The organism is Simiduia curdlanivorans (assembly GCF_030409605.1).
In the GTDB taxonomy this organism is placed as follows: domain Bacteria; phylum Pseudomonadota; class Gammaproteobacteria; order Pseudomonadales; family Cellvibrionaceae; genus Simiduia; species Simiduia curdlanivorans.
Map to the genome: position 1 here is coordinate 1,856,373 of NZ_JAUFQG010000004.1, position 20,443 is coordinate 1,876,815.

18 protein-coding genes are annotated in these 20,443 nt (G+C 51.6%); 12 read left to right on the plus strand and 6 right to left on the minus strand.

What is annotated here, in order from left to right; translation table 11 throughout:
* The first annotated feature begins 53 nt into the window (after positions 1-53).
* The 10 genes from QWY82_RS08295 to QWY82_RS08340 all read left to right on the plus strand — a co-directional run bounded on the left by QWY82_RS08295 (position 54) and on the right by QWY82_RS08340 (position 9,989).
* Positions 54-1,250 (plus strand): RtcB family protein, encoded by a 1,197-nt coding sequence (locus tag QWY82_RS08295; RefSeq protein ID WP_290261267.1) that lies wholly within the window; start codon positions 54-56, stop codon positions 1,248-1,250.
* 216 nt (positions 1,251-1,466) lie between these two features.
* The gene (locus QWY82_RS08300; protein WP_290261269.1) at positions 1,467-1,784 is read left to right on the plus strand and encodes a hypothetical protein; all 318 of its coding nucleotides are present in this window, start codon (positions 1,467-1,469) and stop codon (positions 1,782-1,784) included.
* 71 nt (positions 1,785-1,855) lie between these two features.
* The gene (locus QWY82_RS08305) at positions 1,856-2,398 is read left to right on the plus strand and encodes an HNH endonuclease (RefSeq protein WP_290261271.1); all 543 of its coding nucleotides are present in this window, start codon (positions 1,856-1,858) and stop codon (positions 2,396-2,398) included.
* 314 nt (positions 2,399-2,712) lie between these two features.
* Positions 2,713-3,540 (plus strand): hypothetical protein, encoded by an 828-nt coding sequence (locus tag QWY82_RS08310; RefSeq protein WP_290261273.1) that lies wholly within the window; start codon positions 2,713-2,715, stop codon positions 3,538-3,540.
* Complete coding sequence (locus tag QWY82_RS08315; protein WP_290261275.1) at positions 3,537-4,049, plus strand: hypothetical protein; 513 nt, start codon at positions 3,537-3,539, stop codon at positions 4,047-4,049. Before QWY82_RS08310 ends, QWY82_RS08315 begins: the two co-directional genes overlap by 4 nt.
* A 4-nt stretch (positions 4,050-4,053) precedes the next feature.
* Positions 4,054-4,704 carry a hypothetical protein gene (locus tag QWY82_RS08320; protein ID WP_290261276.1) on the plus strand — a complete coding sequence of 217 codons (651 nt, stop codon included), beginning with the start codon at positions 4,054-4,056 and terminating at the stop codon, positions 4,702-4,704.
* A 103-nt stretch (positions 4,705-4,807) separates the two neighbouring features.
* On the plus strand, positions 4,808-5,494 hold the full coding sequence (locus tag QWY82_RS08325) for a hypothetical protein (RefSeq protein ID WP_290261278.1): 687 nt from the start codon (positions 4,808-4,810) through the stop codon (positions 5,492-5,494).
* 14 nt (positions 5,495-5,508) lie between these two features.
* The gene (locus QWY82_RS08330) at positions 5,509-7,821 is read left to right on the plus strand and encodes a S8 family peptidase (protein WP_290261280.1); all 2,313 of its coding nucleotides are present in this window, start codon (positions 5,509-5,511) and stop codon (positions 7,819-7,821) included.
* A 40-nt stretch (positions 7,822-7,861) separates the two neighbouring features.
* Positions 7,862-9,061 (plus strand): lipase family alpha/beta hydrolase, encoded by a 1,200-nt coding sequence (locus tag QWY82_RS08335; RefSeq protein WP_290261282.1) that lies wholly within the window; start codon positions 7,862-7,864, stop codon positions 9,059-9,061.
* A gap of 28 nt (positions 9,062-9,089) precedes the next feature.
* Positions 9,090-9,989, plus strand: a complete 900-nt coding sequence (locus tag QWY82_RS08340) for a hypothetical protein (protein WP_290261284.1) — start codon at positions 9,090-9,092, stop codon at positions 9,987-9,989.
* 69 nt (positions 9,990-10,058) lie between these two features.
* Here QWY82_RS08340 and QWY82_RS08345 read toward each other — a convergent pair whose 3' ends face one another.
* Positions 10,059-10,889, minus strand: coding sequence for an AfsR/SARP family transcriptional regulator (locus QWY82_RS08345; RefSeq protein WP_290261286.1), 831 nt, complete (start codon positions 10,887-10,889; stop codon positions 10,059-10,061).
* 693 nt (positions 10,890-11,582) lie between these two features.
* Here QWY82_RS08345 and QWY82_RS08350 point away from each other — a divergent pair.
* On the plus strand, positions 11,583-12,422 hold the full coding sequence (locus tag QWY82_RS08350; RefSeq protein ID WP_290261288.1) for a formate/nitrite transporter family protein: 840 nt from the start codon (positions 11,583-11,585) through the stop codon (positions 12,420-12,422).
* Positions 12,423-12,473: 51 nt separating this feature from the next.
* Positions 12,474-14,207, plus strand: a complete 1,734-nt coding sequence (locus QWY82_RS08355; RefSeq protein ID WP_290261290.1) for a bifunctional protein-serine/threonine kinase/phosphatase — start codon at positions 12,474-12,476, stop codon at positions 14,205-14,207.
* 51 nt (positions 14,208-14,258) lie between these two features.
* On the opposite strand, the gene cynS is transcribed toward QWY82_RS08355, so the two are convergent.
* The 5 genes from cynS to QWY82_RS08380 form a co-directional block, all read right to left on the minus strand.
* Complete coding sequence (cynS, locus tag QWY82_RS08360) at positions 14,259-14,699, minus strand: cyanase (RefSeq protein WP_290261292.1); 441 nt, start codon at positions 14,697-14,699, stop codon at positions 14,259-14,261.
* Positions 14,700-14,994: 295 nt separating this feature from the next.
* Positions 14,995-16,503, minus strand: coding sequence for a malonate--CoA ligase (locus tag QWY82_RS08365; RefSeq protein ID WP_290261294.1), 1,509 nt, complete (start codon positions 16,501-16,503; stop codon positions 14,995-14,997).
* Between the two features lie 646 nt (positions 16,504-17,149).
* Entirely contained in the window at positions 17,150-17,932 is a 783-nt protein-coding gene (locus QWY82_RS08370) for an enoyl-CoA hydratase/isomerase family protein (protein WP_290261296.1), read from the minus strand.
* 59 nt (positions 17,933-17,991) lie between these two features.
* Positions 17,992-19,128, minus strand: coding sequence for a CaiB/BaiF CoA transferase family protein (locus tag QWY82_RS08375; protein ID WP_290261297.1), 1,137 nt, complete (start codon positions 19,126-19,128; stop codon positions 17,992-17,994).
* Positions 19,129-19,223: 95 nt separating this feature from the next.
* Positions 19,224-20,384 (minus strand): acyl-CoA dehydrogenase family protein, encoded by a 1,161-nt coding sequence (locus QWY82_RS08380; protein ID WP_290261299.1) that lies wholly within the window; start codon positions 20,382-20,384, stop codon positions 19,224-19,226.
* Positions 20,385-20,443 lie beyond the last annotated feature (59 nt).

Genomic DNA, 20,443 nt, shown 5'->3' on the forward strand with positions numbered 1-20,443 from the left:
GATAATCGTGAGCGTTATCGCGTAGTTATTAAAAACAAGAAGGAGTAGCGGATATGCCTATTAAACATGTGTTGGCACCGCACAAAGATCAACGGTTACCGGTAAAAATCTGGACCGATGACGTCGATTATAAGGCTCAGGCGCAATTGAGCCGCGTGGCAAATTTGCCTTTTATTCACTCGCATGTGGCAGCAATGCCAGACGTGCATTTAGGTAAAGGCGCTACGGTAGGCTCTGTGATTGCCACGGAAAAAGCCATTATTCCCGCCGCGGTGGGCGTGGATATTGGTTGCGGTATGAACGCCTTGCGCTTGTCGCTGCGCGCGTCGGATTTGCCGGATAACTTGAAGGCAATTCGAAGCGGTATCGAGCGATCTGTGCCTTTGGGCGCGGGCGGAAAGCACAAGACGGCGCAAATTCGCGGTGGTGATGCCATTGCTATGGGTTTAAGTGCGATTTTCGAAAAGCATAAAACGCTGGCGAAAATGATTAGGCCCGATACTTACGCGCGTCAAATTGGCACGCTGGGTTCGGGCAACCATTTTATCGAATTGTGTTTGGATGAAGAGGACGCGGTTTGGGTGATGTTACATTCCGGGAGCCGTGGTATTGGCAATAAAATCGGCATGTACTTCATTCAGCTAGCGAAGCGGGAAATGGAGCGCTGGATGATTCACTTGCCCGATAAAGACCTGGCGTATCTGGCCGAGGGTTCGGATCACTACCAAGATTACATCGAGGCGGTGACGTGGGGCCAAGAGTATGCGCGGTTAAATCGTGCGGCGATGATGGATGCGGTATTGGCGGTATTACGCCAACAGTTACCGCCGTTTTTGATCACCCAGGAGGCGATCAACTGCCACCACAATTATGTGGAAATGGAGCACCATTTTGGCAAGAACGTTTGGGTGACTCGAAAGGGTGCTATTCGAGCGCGGGAAACTGACTTGGGAATTATTCCGGGCTCTATGGGTGATAAAAGCTACATAGTACGCGGCAAGGGTAACCCCGATAGCTTCTGCTCATGCTCCCATGGTGCAGGGCGGCGCTTGAGCCGAACCGCGGCGGCGAAGCAATTTACTGTTGATGATTTGGCACTTGCGACTCAAGGTATTGAGTGTCGAAAGGATAAGGCGGTGATTGATGAAATACCTATGGCCTATAAGCCGATCGACGAGGTGATGGCAAACCAGACGGATTTGGTAGAGGTAGTTCATACGCTGAGGCAAGTGGTTAACGTCAAGGGTTGATGTTAATCCTGTCCCTTGCGGGATAAACAACTGCTGCACGATGCGCGCTCTGGTGTGGGAGTGATCTGCTAGCTATTTTTGATCTTAAATTGGTTGTGTGCCGAACCGGCAGCGGACAAATATCATCCCTTGAGATTTTAAATATTTCAGTCATATTTTTGGCTGTGCTTAAGTGCGCGTGAATTTCACTGCGCGATTACTAAAGAAGAAAGAATTATGGACATAATTATTAATAAACAGGCGATCCGAATCAACGACCAAGTTTGTAGTTCATTGCGCGATGTAAAGCGGGTGTTACAGGAGAGACCAGTAGCGCGATTATTGATTGCCTATGAAATTCCGGGCCGAGAGACCGGCTTGCAATTGTTGCACTGGGCGGCCGAACGCAATCGAATACCGGCGCAGGTGAATATATTGGAACCCAATTTACGTGCGTCGAAAGTGTTGAGTGATTTTTTGATTAGCCAAGGGTACAAGTCTTTTAGTGCGCGGCAGTATGTACGGGTAAAGGCATTCGGGCATAAAGCCATTTAAGGGTGTGAGCCCATTGGTTTTTATTGAGGCTAGTTTAGGTTGTCGTAATAATAAATTAAGGAAGCAGGGCAATGGCTATATTACAGCTTGGCCAGCTAGGGCTACCGTCAGCATGGTTATCGGTGGAGTCGGCAGCGACATTGATTACCAAAGGGCGAGTGCAGTGGGCGGCAGGACCGGTGACGACCTTGCGCGGCGGGTTAAGCCAATCTGGGATTCAGTCTGTATTGGATGTGCCCGCCATTATTGCCACCAATGAACGCTTGCGCGACGCGCAGTTTATACCGGCCTTAAGTAATCGTTTACTGTTTAAGCGCGATAACAATCAATGTCAGTACTGCAGTGGTTTTTTCCAGCGTGCATCGCTTACCCGCGACCACATCATTCCGCGCGGGCAAGGTGGGCGCGATCGCTGGAGCAATGTGGTGGCCGCCTGTAGGCGCTGTAACGCGGTTAAGGGTTGTCGCACACCGGAGCAGGCGAAAATGCCATTGTTGGCGGTGCCTTTTACCCCGAACCGGTATGAATTTATGTATTTAGCTGCACACGAATTGCAGGGTGAGCAACTCGATTACTTGAGTGCCAATTGGCGTAGCTTGCGAGTTTGGTGTTGAGTTAATCCTACCAGCCGACCAGTTTTTGGTTCGGCTTTTTCTATTTTTGTCCCTCTGCTTTTCCGCTGCTTCACTTGCGAGGCGAGTGTCTCATTTTCCCTCAGGCCATCTTCAGCTATTCAGTCTCGTCTTTTTTACTGCTGGCATTCGCTTGGGCTTTTAACCGGCGAATAATAGGGGTTTATACGCACTTGTGACGCAAATCATACGTTTCAGTGTCGGCCTTAATATTACCTAGACACGGTTTGGCAACGGGCGAGAGATTGAGCTGGCGTAGTGTGACTACATCGATAGGACATTGATGGGTGAGCAAGATGCAAACGAATCATGGCAGATACACCAATACCCGTTTCCCAGCGGTGCGCCGCGCCATGGGGCGCGAGCGGGCAGCCTTAGATGACGGACAACTGCGCGAGGTGTTAACAGAGCGTTTTCCCGGCGCAGATCCATTAGAGGTTGAAGATTTTATGCGCGGCTTACAGCGCTTTGCGCGCCAGGCCGCACCCGTGGCGCAGCGCGCTTTGGTTGGCGCGGCGTCTGGTGCTGCGACCGGCATGGCGGCGGGGCCCTACGGCGCCTTGGCGGGTGCATTAATAGGCGGAACCGCCGGTGCTTTGACCACGCCTTCACCCGCACCCACGGCCGCACCGGCGCGTCGCCCAGCACCGGCGCCAAGGCGAGCTGCACGGCCGCAACCGCAAACATCACCGCAAACACCACCGCCTCAGCCGTCCCGCTTGCAACCGCCACAACCGGCGGCGCCGACACCACACATCGCTTTAGCACCCAGCGCCGGTGGTGCGAGTTCACCGGCTGCGGCGCAATTGTTAATGCTGTTGTCGCGGCCCGAAACCATGCAGGCCCTGCTGGGGCTCCTATTGCATCGCGGCCAGGTACCGGTGGGTGCAACACCGGTACCCAGCGCCGCCTTTGCCAACGCCTTGGCCGAATTTGCAACCCGCGCGGCACAAGAGGCAAGGCCGCTTCGCGCTGCCCGCCAAGGATATTACTTTGATCAGCAGGGCGAAGCCCGTTGCGATTTAGCGGATGACGGCGCCCGCGCGCAATTGCTGTTTGAGGATCTATTCCCACACACAGGTTGCGCTTGTAGCAGCCATCAACGGCCGAGGACAAGCGCATGAATCGCTATAGGCAAACGCAAACGGGTTTCGATCCAGCCACATTATTCTCGCTGATCAACCCAACCACTCAACGCGCACTGATGGATTTGGCGCGCACGCCGGCGGGTTCACAGCTGGTTCACGGTTTAGGCGCTCAACTCAATTTACCGCCGGCGTTACTGGCGGTGTTTGATCACTGGCTGGCTGGTACTGGCGATGTGAGTGAGGCTGAGTTTACCGAGAGCGAAACCGACGATGAGCCCGCAGAAATTGCGGCGCTTGAGCAGGAGCTTTCTGAGTTGCGCAATCTTAATGAAAACTTAGCGGCGGCCTTGGGCGCCTGTGCTGAGTGTTGGGGCGCCGACGACGCCTGTCCGGAATGTGAAGGTCAGGGGGGCGCCGGCAGTGTTCGGCCAGATCCTGAGCTTTATAACGCATTGGTTGCGCCCGCCGTTGTGCGGGTTAACGCCAATAGGGTAAGGCGCCTACGCCTGATACCTGATTCATTCACCGCTGATTCACGAGGATAACACTATGGAACGCGACAATTATGATGATCTTCTCGCCGTTGAAGGACTTGACGAGTACGAAGATTTTTACGACGACTACGACGATTATGAAGACGATAACGAAGATGCCTTGGATGAACTGTACGAGGCCATCATGGATGCCGACGACGGCGAAGACTTGGACGAAGACGCCGAGGATTACGATGAGCGCCTGTTCGGTAAACGTAAGCGCAAGCGTAGCCGCCGGCCCACACGACCAATGGTTAATCTCATTCCGCGCTTAAAGCCAAAGAAAAAGGCGGGTTGCTGCATTAACCCTAAGGTCAGCCAGGCGCTGGTGGCGCTGAAGCGCAAAGACATTGTGCACGACCGAAAAATTCGCGATGTCGATGCGCGCTCGCGCAAAAACCTGCGCGTTAATCACCTGCAAACCAAAGGCATTGGCAAACTCAATAAACAAATGAGTTTGGATGGCGCTTTAGAATTCGCCGACAGCATTACCATGACCGATACCGGTATGGAAATTAACTTGGCGTCTATTCTCAAGGGCCTCATAAAAACCGGCATGCTAGGTGAGACAAAAGGTGCGTTGGGTAACCCTGCGGTGATTGGTGGCATTGGCTTGCTTCTCAATAACCCTGGGATTTTAGGCGGTATATTGGCGCCAAAGACTTAACACACTGTTGTGCACTAAGGTTCTGATTGGAAGCCGCTACCGGTATTCCAATCAGTGCTCCGCTCTTTAACCGTGCGCTGTAGAGCAGCGCGAGGAGTTTAAAATGCCATTTACTATACCAATTAATTTTCGCAATGCGCCGGTCAGCCGCACCGCTACTGCAAAAGATATTAAACAACCGGTTAGTTTCAAAGTGCCCTTCGGTATTGCCGGCACCAATTTTTCATCGAGCCGAAGCACAACGCCATTGCGCTCTAAAACCCTGCGTGCAATCGCTGCCGCGCTATCGGTGGTCGATGCTGGTAAAGCCTTAGAAATTGTTAAAGAGGCGAAGGAAAACCCAGAAAATGTTATTGGCGCAACACTCGATGAAAAGGCCTTGGATCAACTTAAAATATTGGCCGCAGCTATCTCCAATGCCGAGCGCAATCGAGAAACTAACGATGAAGAAATTAGCAGCACCATTCGCACCGCGGCGGCCGCTGTACGCGCCGATGCAACTTTAACGGCGGTTGCTGTGCGCACTCTGGTGGGCGACAAAACCGATGGCTACGAAAGTGCGATGTTTGCCGCGGCGTTGAATTGGGTGGCAGCTATCGATGTGCGTTTATTGGAAACGGCACCGCGCGAAGGTGTGAAGGAGCGCATGCTCAATTACGTACCGGCATCGGTGGAATCTACCGCTGCGCTCGAGGATCGGATAGAGCAGTTGGAAGAGGCGGTAAAACAATTGCAGGCCAAACACAGTAAGACGGGTTCGACATCGTCTTCTGGGTCTGGTGCTAAGTAACCGAGGCGCAGGCGATGAACCGCAACGAGCTGTTGGATTATGGCCCTGCGCTGATGGAAGCTGCCCTGGAAGGGGCAGCCGATGATGAGCTGGCGCTGATTGCTCGGCTCGATACTCGCTTGGCAATACCGGCCTCGCTCGGCGACGAGGTGCGGCTGGTCACTCGCTTTGGCGATATTGCGACGCTGCGCGTGCGGCGCGGTGCACTCGAAACCTTCGCCGCTTTGCCGGAAGTGTTGGAACTGGAAATTGCGCGTCAAATGTTTGATCCCAATCGCGATGTTAGCGCGGAGCTGGCGGCAGAACCTGAGCAGGATGAAACGCTTACTGACGATCCCATCGACTATAGCCGGCGCCCAGACGGTGTTGTTGAAACCGGTGCGAAGGTGGTGGTGGGCGTGCTCGATTGGGGCGTCGACGTGGCCTATCCTGGCTTTCGGCACGAAGATGGCAGCACGCGCCTGCTGGGCTTTTGGGACCAACGCGGCGGCCGACCCGGGCCAAAAAACCGCTGGGGTTACGGGCGTATTTTTAACACCGAAATGATTGATCGCGCGCTGGCGTCTGGGCAACCTTACGCGGCGCTGAACTATCACCCGGGCGATGCAGATACCGCCAGTTCAGGTCATCGTTGGCAGGGCACCCATGGAACCCATGTATTGGATATTGCCGCAGGTAACGGCTTAGGTGGCAGCATGAGTGGTGTGGCACCGGAAGCCGATTTGGTATTTGTGCATCTCGCTCATACGGCAAATATTTTAGGGCGGGAAAATTTAGGCGACTCGGCGTCTGTGTTAGAAGCTTTGGATTATGTTTTTTCTCTCGCTGGCGATCGGCCCTGCGTTATTAATATGAGCGTTGGTGCACACGGCGGCCCGCACGACGGCAGCACCTGTGTTGAAGCAGGCATTGATCGCGCCGTGTGGCTGCGCGATAACCGCGCCGTGGTTAACAGCGCCGGCAATTATTTTACCGCGCGCGCGCACACTGCTGGGCGCGTAGCGCAAGGCCAGCGCCATAGCATTGACTTGAGGGTGCCCGATGGCGATCCCACCAGCAGCGAACTGGAAATTTATTACGAAAGTAGCGATCGCTTTATGGTGGAGGTTATCGACCCGCAGGGCCAAACGATCGCCCGCTCTTCTGTGGGCGAACAACATGAGCTCATCATCAACGGTCGACGGGTAGGGCGCATTTATCACATTGCGCGCAGCCAGGGTAATCATGATCGTTTAGTGGATATATTTTTTTACCCGAATGCCCCCGGTGGCAATTGGCAAATTCGCCTTACTGGCGAGCGCGTAGACGATGGCCGTTTTCACGCGTGGATTGAACGCGATCGCGGCCCACGGCCTCGCTTTGCTGACAATCAAAGTAGGGGCTCTCATACCACGGGCACGCTGTGTAATGGTCTCTACAGCATTACCGTCGGCGCCTATGATCCGCATCGGGCAGCGCTGCCTATTGGCGCTTATTCCAGCGCTGGGCCAACCCGCGATGGCCGTGTTAAGCCAGAATTAAGTGCGCCCGGGTCGCGCATTGTCGCCGCGCGCTCGGCGCCCCCGAATGACAGCGCCGGCGGTGTTGCAAGGCTAACCCGTAAAAGCGGCACCAGCATGGCCGCACCGCATGTAGCGGGCACCATTGCGTTGATGTTTGAAGCTGCGCAGGCCGCGCAAACGCCGTTGCCCATTACCGAGCTGCGCGCGCTGTTATTTTCCAGCCTGAGGGCACCGCGGCGGTTATTGGCCGAGGCCGAAACCATTCACCGACACGGCTTTGGCATGTTGGATATCGCCGAGGCTGTACGCGTGGTGCAGCGCTGGCGGCAACAGCGGACGACGCGCGACGGGCGCGAGAATCTGTTGGCCAAAGCCGTTGGCGATCAAAGTAATTATGCATCGGCACCATCCTTATCGAATCAAATTCCATTCGCGGGTGGGTATCACACACCGACGCTTACACAGCAAACATCGGCGCTGCCGAAGTCTTGCAATCAAGGTGAGAGGGATCAAGCGACGGAGCATCAGGAATCGCTCCTGATGGATCTTGCCAGTGTGGTTTTTCGTCACGCCATCAGTGCATCCCTGCTTGAACAGCAAGGTTGGAGCGAGGTTGATCCGGTGAGTGCTGGCGCCCAGGTGGGCGATATTTGGTTGCGCCGGCGGCCGAGTGAAGGCCTCAGTAGCGTGGCGTTAATAACGACCATTGCAAATAGCAACGAAAGTGAATTGTTAGAGTTAGCGCACCCAGCGGCTGCGCCGCAGCGGGTGAATAGGAAGCTGCCAACCCGGTGGCGAGACACCTTGTTGCGCCAGCGAATGTAATTAAGCGTTGGTGCAATAAATTTTCAAGGAGGGATAGGTCATGGTGATGCCAATCATTATTGTGCCAGGCATTATGGGCACGCGTTTAGTTAATAGCTCGGGCCGTTCAATCTGGGACCCAGACGAAGGCGTGAGTTGGGGTAATGCGCGCGGCCTGCGCGAACTGATTGATTTATCCAACAGTGCAGAGCCCAACCCGCGCGCGGCGCCGGCAGTGGAACCGCTGTTGCGTGCTCGAGGGGTGGTTAACGGTGGCAACCTTGTTTGGGGGATGGGTTACAGTAATTTAGTCACCCGCTTGGCCGGCAGCGCGCTGGCGGAAGATTGCGGCGAGCCGATAAAAATTTATTGCGCTGGTTATGACTGGCGCCAATCCAACGTGATTTCTGCGCGTCGTGTGGTGCGCGTGATTGAGCGAGCGCTGCAGGAAACTCGGGCGCAGCAAGTTATTTTGGTAGCGCACAGCATGGGTGGCATGGTGTCGCGCATTGCCTGTCGCTTCGCCAGTTTGGCTGGTGCGCCGGTCATTAACCGCGTCAAAAAATTAATTTTGTTAGGTAGCCCCATTCACGGTGCGTCGAAAGCCTACCGCGCGTTGCGCCAATCCTTTGATAGCGCCGATGACATCGATGAATTTACCAATGCCGAGTCGATATTTAGCGATATCGATCTACCCCAAGTTGATGAATCGGGGCACGCCGAATTTTTTAGCGGCATTGCCGGTAGAGCGCTCGCGAGTTTAGTGCGTCGTTTACCTTCCATGTACGAAATGTTACCTACTCAGGCTTTCTGCAGTGCTAATCCGGCGTGGGTTAGTTTTGATACTGCGCGCGCGGGTATTCCCGATGCCTCGAATGCGAACCGGCTTTATACCAACCGCTTCACCGGGATTAACGGCAATGCCAGTTTTTTACGCGCTAGGGATACGTTGGATACGCGTTTAAGTACCTACTTACCACGCCAATCTGTGTTGCTGTATTCAAGCCATGTGGATACCGAAGTGAATTTTCGCATTAATCGTCGCGGTGTGCTCGAGCGCGCCGGTAGCGCAGCGGCTAACCGAGGCGATGGCACTGTGCCTACCTTTTCGGGCAGTGGTGCGGCTAATCGCACGGGCGGTGTTTTACGGGAAGACCTTCGCACCATAAGCCATGGCGGGCTAGCCAATGATCCGGTCGCTATCCGTCATATCGCGCGCCATATTACCGCCGAATGCCAAAGCGGCCGTCGACTAGCTTAAGTTTGTAAACATTAACGGGAGAACAATCATGCACACACAAAATGTTGAAAAGCTATCTGATGCGCAACCATTTGAGGCTTATAGTACAGCTGATTTAATGGCGTCTGAAGATATGAATGATGATCAAGCCACGGCTGTTGATGGCGCTGATGAGTACGGCGAAATATTGTTTCCGCGCGCTGGTTTTGGCCGCTGTCGTTTCAATAAACTGACGCCGGTCAGCGATGGCGTGGGGCCCTACCATGTGAATAACCATATTGGCTTTTTTAATGCGCCAGCCAGTTTTAATCTCGCTACGGCTGTTGATAGCTTTTACCGAAATTTTCCGCGTATTTTTTCACCGGGCAATATTGCCACGGCAACGGCGCCGTCTTGCCGCGTGGCTGGCGATATCACCATACAGTTTGTACTGAATGAGTTGGCGGGTTTGGTGCACGATGAATGGGTGAGCGTCGATAAGAAAACTAACAATTTCGTCGCCACCACCCTCGAGCGACAGTTTTGGACGCGCGGCGACCAAATGATCGATATGGGCTTAGGTGCTATTCCTTCGGTCGGATCACTATTTGCCAATATATCGGCCGATATAAATCGTCGACACTTCCTGGCAGGCTATCGCTCCTGGACAGTAGGGCGCTTGCCCAATGGTTTACATTTTGTTGAAACTGCAGCCTTTGAACGCTACTCGCACCCGGCCTATCAAGCCCTTGAAGGTCCTATCGGCATGCGCGCCAAAATCCTAGAAACCTGGACAAAATTAGTGGAAAACTATGTGGCGAGCATTGGCGCCACCTTGGTTCGCCATGTGCCCACGGGCTACAGCGTTAACCGCGGCGTGGCGCACCGCGCGCAACAGCATGCGAGTGCCGCCACACTCAGAGCTAACCCTTGGTTTACCTCTGTGCTAAGCCGTCACCCTGGGATATAACGAACTGCCCATTAAGTAAACGTAAGCACTTAATGGGCAGTTTTTCCTGTTGTTATTGTTTTACCGTATTTAAGCGGAAAGCGTTGGTTTACTGAAGCCGGCGGTACTTTGGCTGGCTATAAAGCCGGGTAAATGTTTATGGCTTAAGAGCGACCGATACAGGCGTTCAATAGATGTGGAGGGTGTAATACCGAGCTCTTCGCGCAAGACCTTTTGGCACTCGGAGTATTGGCGCACCGCCAGGCCTCTGCACTCTAACGCGATATAGCAGCGCATCAGCTCGGCGTGCAAATATTCATCGAGGGGCTCTTTTTCAATCAGCGCCTGGCCGTGAATAATGGCTTCGCGCCATTCCCCTTTTTGACACAATTGATGAAATAGAAATTCACGGCACTGCCTCAGTGAATTTTGCACATGAAATTTTTCCGTCTCCGCCCACTCATTAAAGTAACTGGATAACACCCCGTGTTCAAAGCGGTCTAGCAACCTGTAAATGTCTTGTCGGATATCCTTTAGGTTGACCTCAAGGGCATTGCGATAAAGCGTGTCGGCAATATGATGCAGCGCTTCGGTGTCGGATTGGACTGGAAAATTAGCTGCCACAATTAAATGTTTTCGATCGCAGGCTAAAAAAGGCGATAGGTTAAAACAATGCAAATCGAACCACTGCTTTAACCGCCAAAGTTCTGAGCGAAGCCGTGTTCTTGCGGTATCAATTTTAACGTCTGGCCAGAGTGCTTCGGCCGCAACGTCTCGACCCAGGGCTTGACCCTTGTGCTGGGTGAAGTACAGCAGCAGTAAAAAGCTTCGAGCCGTAGGCAGATTGGGTAAGGCCGATGCGCCAATACAGAGTTGGTGTGTACTGGAGGCCGCTAAGTTAAGCGTGACGATATTTTCCATTTCACTGTCCATCCATTGACCAGTGGAGTGCGTGGAGCCAATAGACTTGCGCTCCGTGCAGCGTTATTGAGGAAGTTTCGCCCTGGCTGGGCTGGCATTCCCCGACTCATTGTATGGCTGTCCTAGCCAAACCCTTCAATTGCGGTGAGATAATACAATTGTCCGAACATTTTTTAGTTGAAACACTTATTCAACTGAACAAGGCGTTTGTTTAGAAAAATCAGAGGACAATATACTAGACCTATTGGTTAAAAAACGCACTAATACTTAATATGTATTTTTTCTGAGAAGCCGGTCTGATTTAAATTAATAAATGCACTAAAAGAGATGGCTGGATATGTATTTTAGTTGTAATGCGCCGTATTTTTTGGTGCCGCCAAGTCCTATGCGCTGAATTAGGGACCGTTTCGCCTTGGTGGCGCTATGAATATGCTGGGTTTTGTTTGCGTTAGTTTGCGCTGGGGCGATTAAGGTTTTTAGCTGAGCCTATATTTCTGCAAGATAGCCAAGTCTTCGCGCATAAATGGTGCGCGCCGGCCTAGAAAGGAGGCAAGCAGGGCGCAATGTGTACTTTTTTGAAGCCTTATTAGGGTCTGAAAAAGCCAAAGGCCCGGTTTTCGCTAGGCTTCTTGGTTTAGGCACGAAACCTGCAATCACTTCTGTGACTTTCATAATCCTGGGGTGGAGAAACATATGGCTTATATAGAACCTAGCGAGTTTGCAACCAAGATGGTTGATTCTGGCGAACAAAAAATATTTATGTCGACCAAAGATACGCTCGTGCGTGCATTTATGGCCGGCGCGATTCTTGGCCTAGCGGCATTTTTTGCGATAACGGTTATCGTTAAAACCGGTTCGCCATTGGTGGGGGCGATGTTATTCCCGGTAGGTTTTATCATGTTGTATTTGATGAAATTCGACTTATTGACCGGCGTGTTTACCTTAGTGCCATTGGCCTTACTCGATAAAAGACCAGGCTGTAACATGAGCCAAATGCTTCGCAATTGGGGTTTGGTTTTTGTCGGAAATTTTGCCGGTGCTCTCACCGTTGCCTTTTTTGCGTCCTTCATTTTAACCTATGGCTACAATACCGATGGCGGTGAGTTGGCGGCAAAGGTGAGTAGTATTGGCGAGTCGCGTACCTTGGGTTATCAAGCCCACGGTATTGATGGTTGGTTCACCATCTTTATTCGCGGTATGTTGTGTAACTGGATGGTTTCCATGGGAGTTGTGGGTGCTATGATTTCAACCTCTGCAACGAGCAAGATCATTGCAATGTGGATGCCGGTTATGCTGTTCTTCTTTATGGGTTTTGAACACTCCATCGTCAATATGTTCCTATTTCCATTCTCTATGATTATGGGCGGCGAATTTACCGTTATGGACTATTTGGTTTGGAACGAAATTCCCACAGCGCTTGGCAATCTCGTGGGCGGGTTTTTATTGGTGGGCTTACCGCTTTACTGGACCCATGTAAAAACCAACCCAGAGCGCAAATTGGCAAAATCGCCAACCGATATTGGTTTAGCGTAATCGATTTCCTATTCAGACAATGGAGCCCCATCTAAGTCGATGGGGTTTTTTATGAAAAATCAATTGCGGGTAACTATTGGCCAGTACTCCTGTGCGGGTAAAAAGTCCGTTAATCAAGATTTTTATGGTGCATTGACGCCTAATCAACCCCAACTCACCGCTAAAGGTATTGCCGTCGCCCTTGCCGATGGCATTAGTAGCAGTAACGTTAGCCAAATCGCCAGTGAGACGGCGGTGAAAATGTTTTTGCAAGATTATTACAGTACGCCTGACGCTTGGTCTGTGAGAAAATCGGGTCAACGTGTGTTAGAGGCGGTTAACTCTTGGCTTTATGCCCAAACGCAGCAGTGCGAATTTCGATTCAATAGAGATAAGGGCTATATTTGCACGTTTAGTGGCATGGTGTTCAAGTCGCATCAGGTGCATATTTTCCATGCCGGTGATTCGCGTATCTACCGCCTAGCGGGTAAGCAGCTAGAGCAATTAAGCACGGATCATCGCCGCATAGTGTCGTCCGAGGTAAGTTACTTGACCCATGGTTTGGGGATCGATAAGCGCCTAGATTTTAGCTACCAATGCCAGCCGCTCAATCAGGGCGATATGTTTCTCCTCGCCACCGACGGCGTTTACGAGTGGCTAACAAATGATGCCATTGCAAGAGGTATATCCGAAGCGTTAACGGCGCAGCAGGATGATCTCGATAGCGTGGCAAAGGCGTTAGTTGAACAAGCCCTGCGAGCTGGTAGCCTGGATAACCTGACACTACAAATTATCCTTGTTAAACAATTGCCTGACCCCAGTTTGCAAGAGCTGCATGCACACGCCAATCACCTAGCGCCGGCACCGAGTTTACAGCCGAGAATGCAATTTGACGGCTATAAAATACTGCGTGAAATCTATATCAGTAGCCGCAGTCATGTTTATCTCGCCGAAGACCTAGACACTAAAGAAAAGGTTGCGCTCAAAATCCCGTCGGCCGAAATGCGCAATAATGAGGCCTATTTGGAAGCCTTCTTCATGGAAGAGTGGATTGCCAATCGGCTCAATAATGCCCACGTTTTAAAGGCGGTTAAACCGACGCGACAGCGACATTACCGCTATACCGTGACTGAGTACCTAGAAGGTAAAACCTTGGCGCAGTGGATAATTGATAATCCTAAACCAAGTATCGGTAGCGTAAGGGCTATAGTGCGGCAAATTGCTAAGGGCTTGCAGGCGTTTCATCGCCAGGAAATGGTGCATCAGGATTTAAGGCCTTATAACGTGATGATCGATGAAGTCGGGGTTGTAAAAATTATTGATTTTGGTGCAACCAAAGTTGCAGGTATTACCGAAATTACCGGTGTAGACGACGGTATAGTGGGTACTGCGCAATATACTGCGCCCGAGTATTTTTTAGGTTTGCCCGGTACCAGTCGGTCGGATATTTTCTCGCTCGGTGTCATTACCTACCAAATGTTGTGTGGCGAATTGCCCTATGGCATCGGTGTGTCTAAGGCGCGCAGTTTGCGCGAGCAGCGCCGACTTAGCTATAGGCCTATGCATCGACAGGATGCGAGCCTACCGGAATGGCTCGACTATGCCATCAGCAAAGCGGTTCACGTTAATCCGCAAAAGCGCTATCAAGACGTTGCGGAGTTTGTCTACGAACTGGAGCACCCGAATGCCAACTTTATGCGTCGAGCAAAGCCGCCCTTGTTAGAGCGAGATCCGGTGCTGTTTTGGCAGGGGCTGAGTTTGTTATTGTTGTGTTTATTGTTATGGCAGGTGAGCCATGCGTTGTGATGCTTGAGCGGCAAGGTGCGAAGCGCCACCGCTCAAAGACTTGAATGTGTATTACCAGGCCTTGTAGGGTAGAAATTTTCCGTTCATGGTAACCACCACCCGATCACCTTTCGGGTTCTCCTCTTTGTCTACCTCTAGGCTGAAGTCGATGGCGCTCATAATGCCGTCGCCGAACTTTTCTTGAATAACTTCTTTGAGTGTTTCGCCATAAACACCCACCACTTCATATAAACGATAAATAAGCGGATCTTGCGGAATGGATTGATCCCACGTTTTGGTTGGGTATTCCATCAAGCTAGCCATGGCTGCATCGGGTAGATTCAATAGCGCGCATAATTTTTGCGCTGGCTCTTTGCTCATGCTATTCATGCCCAAACAGGCGGATGTGACCCAAACGGTAGACGCGCCAAGCTCTGCGGCAATGGACTCCCAAGATAAGCCCTTTGATTTTTTCGCCAATATAATGGCTTCAACTAGGTCAATTTTTTTCATCGAGTTAGCTCCAAGTGATAGCTATGCTTAAAATAGAAAATTTTCAATCGCCCTTGGCTAAGAGCAATTACTATGCCATGGAAAATTTCGGGTAGATTGAATGCGCTGACCGTAATGGCGAGAGCTTGGCTAACTAGTCAGCACTAAGCCTGCGCTAAGGAGCAGCATGCACTTACAGTTGAGGGATTATTTGCACTAGATTTGTGCTACTGCTCGAAAGACGGTGCCGGTGTGGAGCCTGCTAGTAACCGGATGGCTGCGTAACTTAGCAGGCACACCTGACGAAGGATGCTACCTAGGTTGCGAATTGCTCGCGTAGTATGTTTTTCTGAACCTTGCCCATGGCGTTGCGCGGCAGAGTAGCAACGAACTCGACCCGCTTGGGAACTTTGAAATTGGCCAGCTGGGTTTTGCAATGCTGGATAATATGTTCGGCACTTGGCGCTTGGCCATCGGCTACAATCACGGCCAAAACGGCTTCGCCAAAGTCGGCATGGGGCACCCCAATCACTGCCGATTCCAGAACACCTGGCATGTCGTCTATCACCAGTTCGATTTCTTTCGGGTAAACATTCAAGCCGCCACAAATAATTAAATCTTTCGCCCGCCCGACAATGGATAGATAACCGTCTGTGTCTATAACGCCTTTATCGCCGGTATTAAAAAATCCGTCGGCGGTGAAATCTTCGGCGGTCTTTTCTGGCATACGCCAATAGCCAGAAAAAACGTTTGCACCTTGCACCTGTATATTGCCTATGTCGCCGTTTGATAGTGTTTGTCCAGTGTCATCGACTATGCGTACCGTCACGCCGGGCAGGGCTGGCCCTACCGTGCCGGCGCGGCGTTCGCCGTTTAATGGGTTGGATGTGTTCATGCCGGTTTCTGTCATGCCGTAGCGTTCAAGAATGGCGTGACCGGTGCGGGATTGAAATTCGACAAAGGTTTCAGCCAATAGCGGTGCCGAGCCAGAGGTGAAAAGGCGTATGCTTTTACAGCTTTGCGATCCAAAAGCGGGATTGTTAAGCAGACGCGTGTAGTAGGTTGGAACACCCATCATTACAGTGCAATCGGGTAGCGCCGTCACCGCCGCTTGATCGCGAAAGCCGCTATGCCAGGCCATGCTGGCACCGCTCATTAACACACAGCTGAGTGCAACGAATAAACCGTGCACGTGATAAATAGGTAGCATGTGTAACAGATGATCTGCCGCGCTAAAGCCCCAAGCCTGTACCAGTGTCTGCGCGTTTTTACGCAAGTTATCGTGGCTTAGCATGATGCCTTTGGGTTTACCGGTGGTGCCCGATGAATAGAGCAGTGCGGCCATGTCAGTACCGATGCGCTGGGCAATATCGGCGCTGCTGCTTTCGTTGGCTGCGCCTTCCATAAGGCTGCCGGAGCCATCGGCGTCGAGTGTGAGCAGCGCTTTAACGCACTCGGTCGGCATAACGGCACTTAGCAAGTCTGTGGCTTGGCTATCGCACACAATCAGTGTTGGCTCGGCATTGGTTAGAAAGTAGCTAAGCTCAGCGGTTGTGTAGGCGGTGTTGAGCGGGTGATACACCAAGCCTGCGCGCAAGCAGGCCAAGTAAAGAAATAAGTTTTCCACTGATTTCGTCACTTGCACGGTGACTCTGTCGCCCGCCTTGGCGCCGAGTTTTAACAAACTATTAGCAATGCGCGCTGATGCTTGTTCGGCCTCGCCGTAGCTGACGGTTCGGCCCTCGGGTGTACACAACAGCCGGGTGCTTTTGTCGGTGGGAAAGTGCTGTTGAAAATGTGCGTAGAGGTTGGCGTTGTCAGTCATAGGTGATCGCTGTGGCGGCAGATTAAAAATTAACGTTCTAAGGGCGCTATATTAACATCTCACAGGAGGATGGCACTTACTTAAGAACAGGAACCCAGTATCTATGTGGGGTTCACACTGCATCACTCATCTACTGCCTGAATCGTCGATACTTTGGTAAATCTATATCACTGCGTTGGTGGTTTGTGCATTTTCTTTTTACGCGAGCCGTAGTGTAACGGAGACCACGCGTATTTTGCGTCATAGTAAACGAACCAAAAGAAACGCTCCCCGGCTACACGCCCTGCGGGTTGTGGTCTCAGTCACATCCATGTGACTGCCCCTTCGGGCGCTGACGCGGACCAAATCGCTCCAGACGATTAGTCACTCCGGGCGAATTTTTGTTGTCGCCGGCGACCCGCCTTACCCTCAAGGGGCACCGAGGTCCATGCGGAACACCGCTCACCGCTGCGCAAGGGGCCCCAAGATCGCGGCTTCGTAGCTATTTTTAGGGTATTATAATTCCCAAAAATTTTTCTATTAATGTCAAATATAATACCCATTGTTCATTGGCTTTATCGCTTGAGTAAGTCGTATTCACCTCACAGGCGCTATTGCCGACCACCAGACCTTTGAATGATTGCGGCCCACGCAGGCGGTGTGTGATCTATCGTCCGATAAACTCGGCTTCCTTTTTGTCAAAAAATGCCATGATGGCGTTCTGACTGTCTTGGCTGGTGGAGCAGGTTGTTTGTAACTTGGATTCCAAATCCAGTGTTTGTTCAAACGATGACGTATGCACATTGCGCAGAATGTGTTTACCAAATTGTTGTGACAAGGGCGCACCTTTGGCTAAGGCTTGTGCCCATATTTGGGTCTGGCTTTCTAGCGCATCGCTAGCCACACGTTTATTGATGAGTCCGTATTTTTCGCACTCTGCTGCTGATAACTTTGCTGCTTCGGCAAATAATTGCAGGGCTTTTTTGTAGCCTAATGCATTGACTAAGTGATGGCTCATGCCGCCATCGGGCACTAACCCTAAACTCGCGAAGGCGAGATATAAATAGGCGTCGTCGGCCATCACCGCTAGATCACAGCTCATTGCAAGGGCTGCGCCAATACCCACGCAGGCGCCCTGAATGGCGGCGATATACAGTTTTGATGACTGCGCAATAGCCATCAGTATCGGTTTGTACTCTTGCTGAATTTGTTCGTCGATGGTGCTGTAGCCCGCTAGGCCTTCAGATAAATCTGTGCCGGCGCTAAAGCCGCGCCCGGCGGCGCGAATCACCACAATACGAATTGCTTGATCTTGCTCAATGGCTGCAATTAACTGGTTTAATTCGCGGCGCATGGTTTGGTTTATGGCGTTTAATGTTTTTGGGCGATTTAGCGCAATGGTTGCAACGCGGTTTTCAACGCCGTAGGTGAGGGTTTCAAAATTGTCCATGGCTGTTATTTTCTCCATCGGATAAATGCTCGTCACGTTGGTGCTTGTAGCAAATCGACTTAACTAAGAGCGCCAGCTTCTTCTAACGCCGAAATTGCTACGCTATCGAAACCCCAAGCCGCGAGTAGGGCTTTGGTGTCTGCGCCTTCAGCTGAGGGCGCCGCTGGGATAGCGCATTCGCTGCGGCTAAATTTCGGCGCAGGGGCAGGTTGCTGTACGCCATTAATCTCAATATAGGTGCCGCGTGCTTTATTGTGTGGGTGCTCTATGGCTTCTTGATAATCCAAGATGCCGGTTACACAGGCGTCGCTGCCCTCAAAAATATCGACCCATTGGGCGCGGGTTTTTGATTTAAAGGTGTGGCTAAGTGCGGCTTTTATTTCATCCCACTTTTCTGGATTGTTTTGGTGTTGAATAAACTCTTCCGGTAAATCGGCCCTGCGAATCATCTCGGCAAAGAATTTCGGTTCTATGGGCCCTACGGAAAGGTGTTTACCGTCGGCGGTTTCATAGGCGCCATAGTAAGGCACGCCACCGTCGAGTAAATTACTTTGCCGCGATGGGTTCCAGAAGCCGAGTTTATTGAGGGTGTAGAACATGCTCATTAAATGCGCCGAACCATCGGTGATGGCGCTATCAATCACTTGACCTTTACCTGATTTTTGAACCTCTAATAGCGCCGAGAGAATACCAATTACCAAAAATAAACTGCCGCCGGCGTAATCGCCAATGACATTCAGCGGTACGGTGGGTTGCGCTTGGCTGCCGATGGCGGCGGCTACGCCGGTGAGTGAAATATAGTTGTAATCGTGGCCGGCCGATTGTGCTAAGGGGCCAGTTTGGCCCCATCCGGTCATGCGACCATAGATAATTTTTGGATTGCGGGCCAAACATTCATCTGGCCCAAAACCTAAGCGCTCTGCGACGCCGGGTCGATTGCCTTCGAAAATAACATCGGCTTTCTCCACCAAGGTCAACAGGGTATTCAAGCCCTCGGTGGTTCTTAGGTTTAAGGCGATACTTTTTTTGCCTCGTGAATTGACGTCCTGCGCCGAAGGCGGCGCGATGGAGTTGGGTTTCGATACCCGTTCCACCACAACCACTTCCGCGCCTAGGTCGGCCAACACTTGGCCAGCGTAGGGGCCTGGGCCAATACCTTTCATCTCAATAATTTTTATACCGGTAAGCGGGCCCATGGGTTGTCTCTTTTTTAGGTTTTCTTAGTTTTAGGTGTTCTTAGTTTTTAGGTCGTTAAATTTATTAGGTGGTTAAATGTCATTCGATGGTTATATTAATTTAAATTGCTGCGGTATTGATCGGAAAAAATATCCCGGCCGATGATTAGTTTCATAATCTCTGAGCTACCGGCAAAAATGCGGTTTGCGCGGGCATCGGTGAACATATTGCAAATGGGGTAGTCTTGCATATAGCCAGCGCCACCGTGTAGCTGCACGCCTAAATCCAACATCCGCCATTCAACCTCAGTGCTCTGCAATTTCGCTTTTGCTGCCAAGTTAATAGACAGGTCACCGGCATTGTGCCGCAGTACCAATTGATCGACAAACATCTCCAAGATACTGATCTCGGTATCCATTTCGGCGAGTTTAAACCGGGTGTTTTGTTTTTCGGCGAGGGGTTTACCAAATACCTTGCGCGTCATAGCGAAGTCGCGGGTGAGGTCGAAGGCGCGGCGGGCGTTGGCTATTGAGCCAACCGCTGCAAGTAAGCGCTCTTCTGCCAAACCGTGCATAAGATAGAAAAAACCTTGGCCGGGTTCGCCGAGAATATTTTGTTTTGGAATTTTTACCTGCGAGAAGAATAACTCGGCTGTATCCTGGGCCTTTAAACCCATTTTGTTGAGCTTGCGCCCGCGCTCGAAGCCTTCCATGCCGCGCTCGACAATACATAGGGTCATGGCGTGCGGGTTGTTGGCGGCATCTGATTTCCCCGCCACAACGATATAGTCGGCGTTAATACCGTTGGATATATAGGTTTTCGAGCCATTTAGAACAAAATGGTCGCCCTGTTCGATTAGTGTTGTGCGCATGCCGGCGAGGTCGCTGCCAGCATCCGGTTCGGTCATGGCAATGGCGAGAATCTTTTCCCCGCTAACGCAGCTCGGCAGAAAGCGCTGCTTCTGTGCATCGGTGCCGAAGTTATTGATGTAGGGCCCGACTAAGCGGCTGTGTAGGCTGTTAAACCACTCGCCACAACCTTGCCGCACGGTTTCTTCGATAATAATTTGTTCGAAGCGAAAGTCATTGTCGCCCGTGCCGCCGTACTGCTCGTCTGGCCAAATCATTAAGAAGCCTTGGTCGCCGGCTTTTTTGAAGGCTTCGCGGTCGACAATGTTTTGCTCGCGCCATTTTTCGATGTTCGGTGCAATTTCAGCTTCCAGAAACTTGCGATAGGCGCTGCGGAACATCTGCTGTTCTTCGGTAAAGTGTCGCATGTTTTCTCCACTGCCATAATAGGTTATACACTCGGGTGCACAACCTAATCGATGGCTTA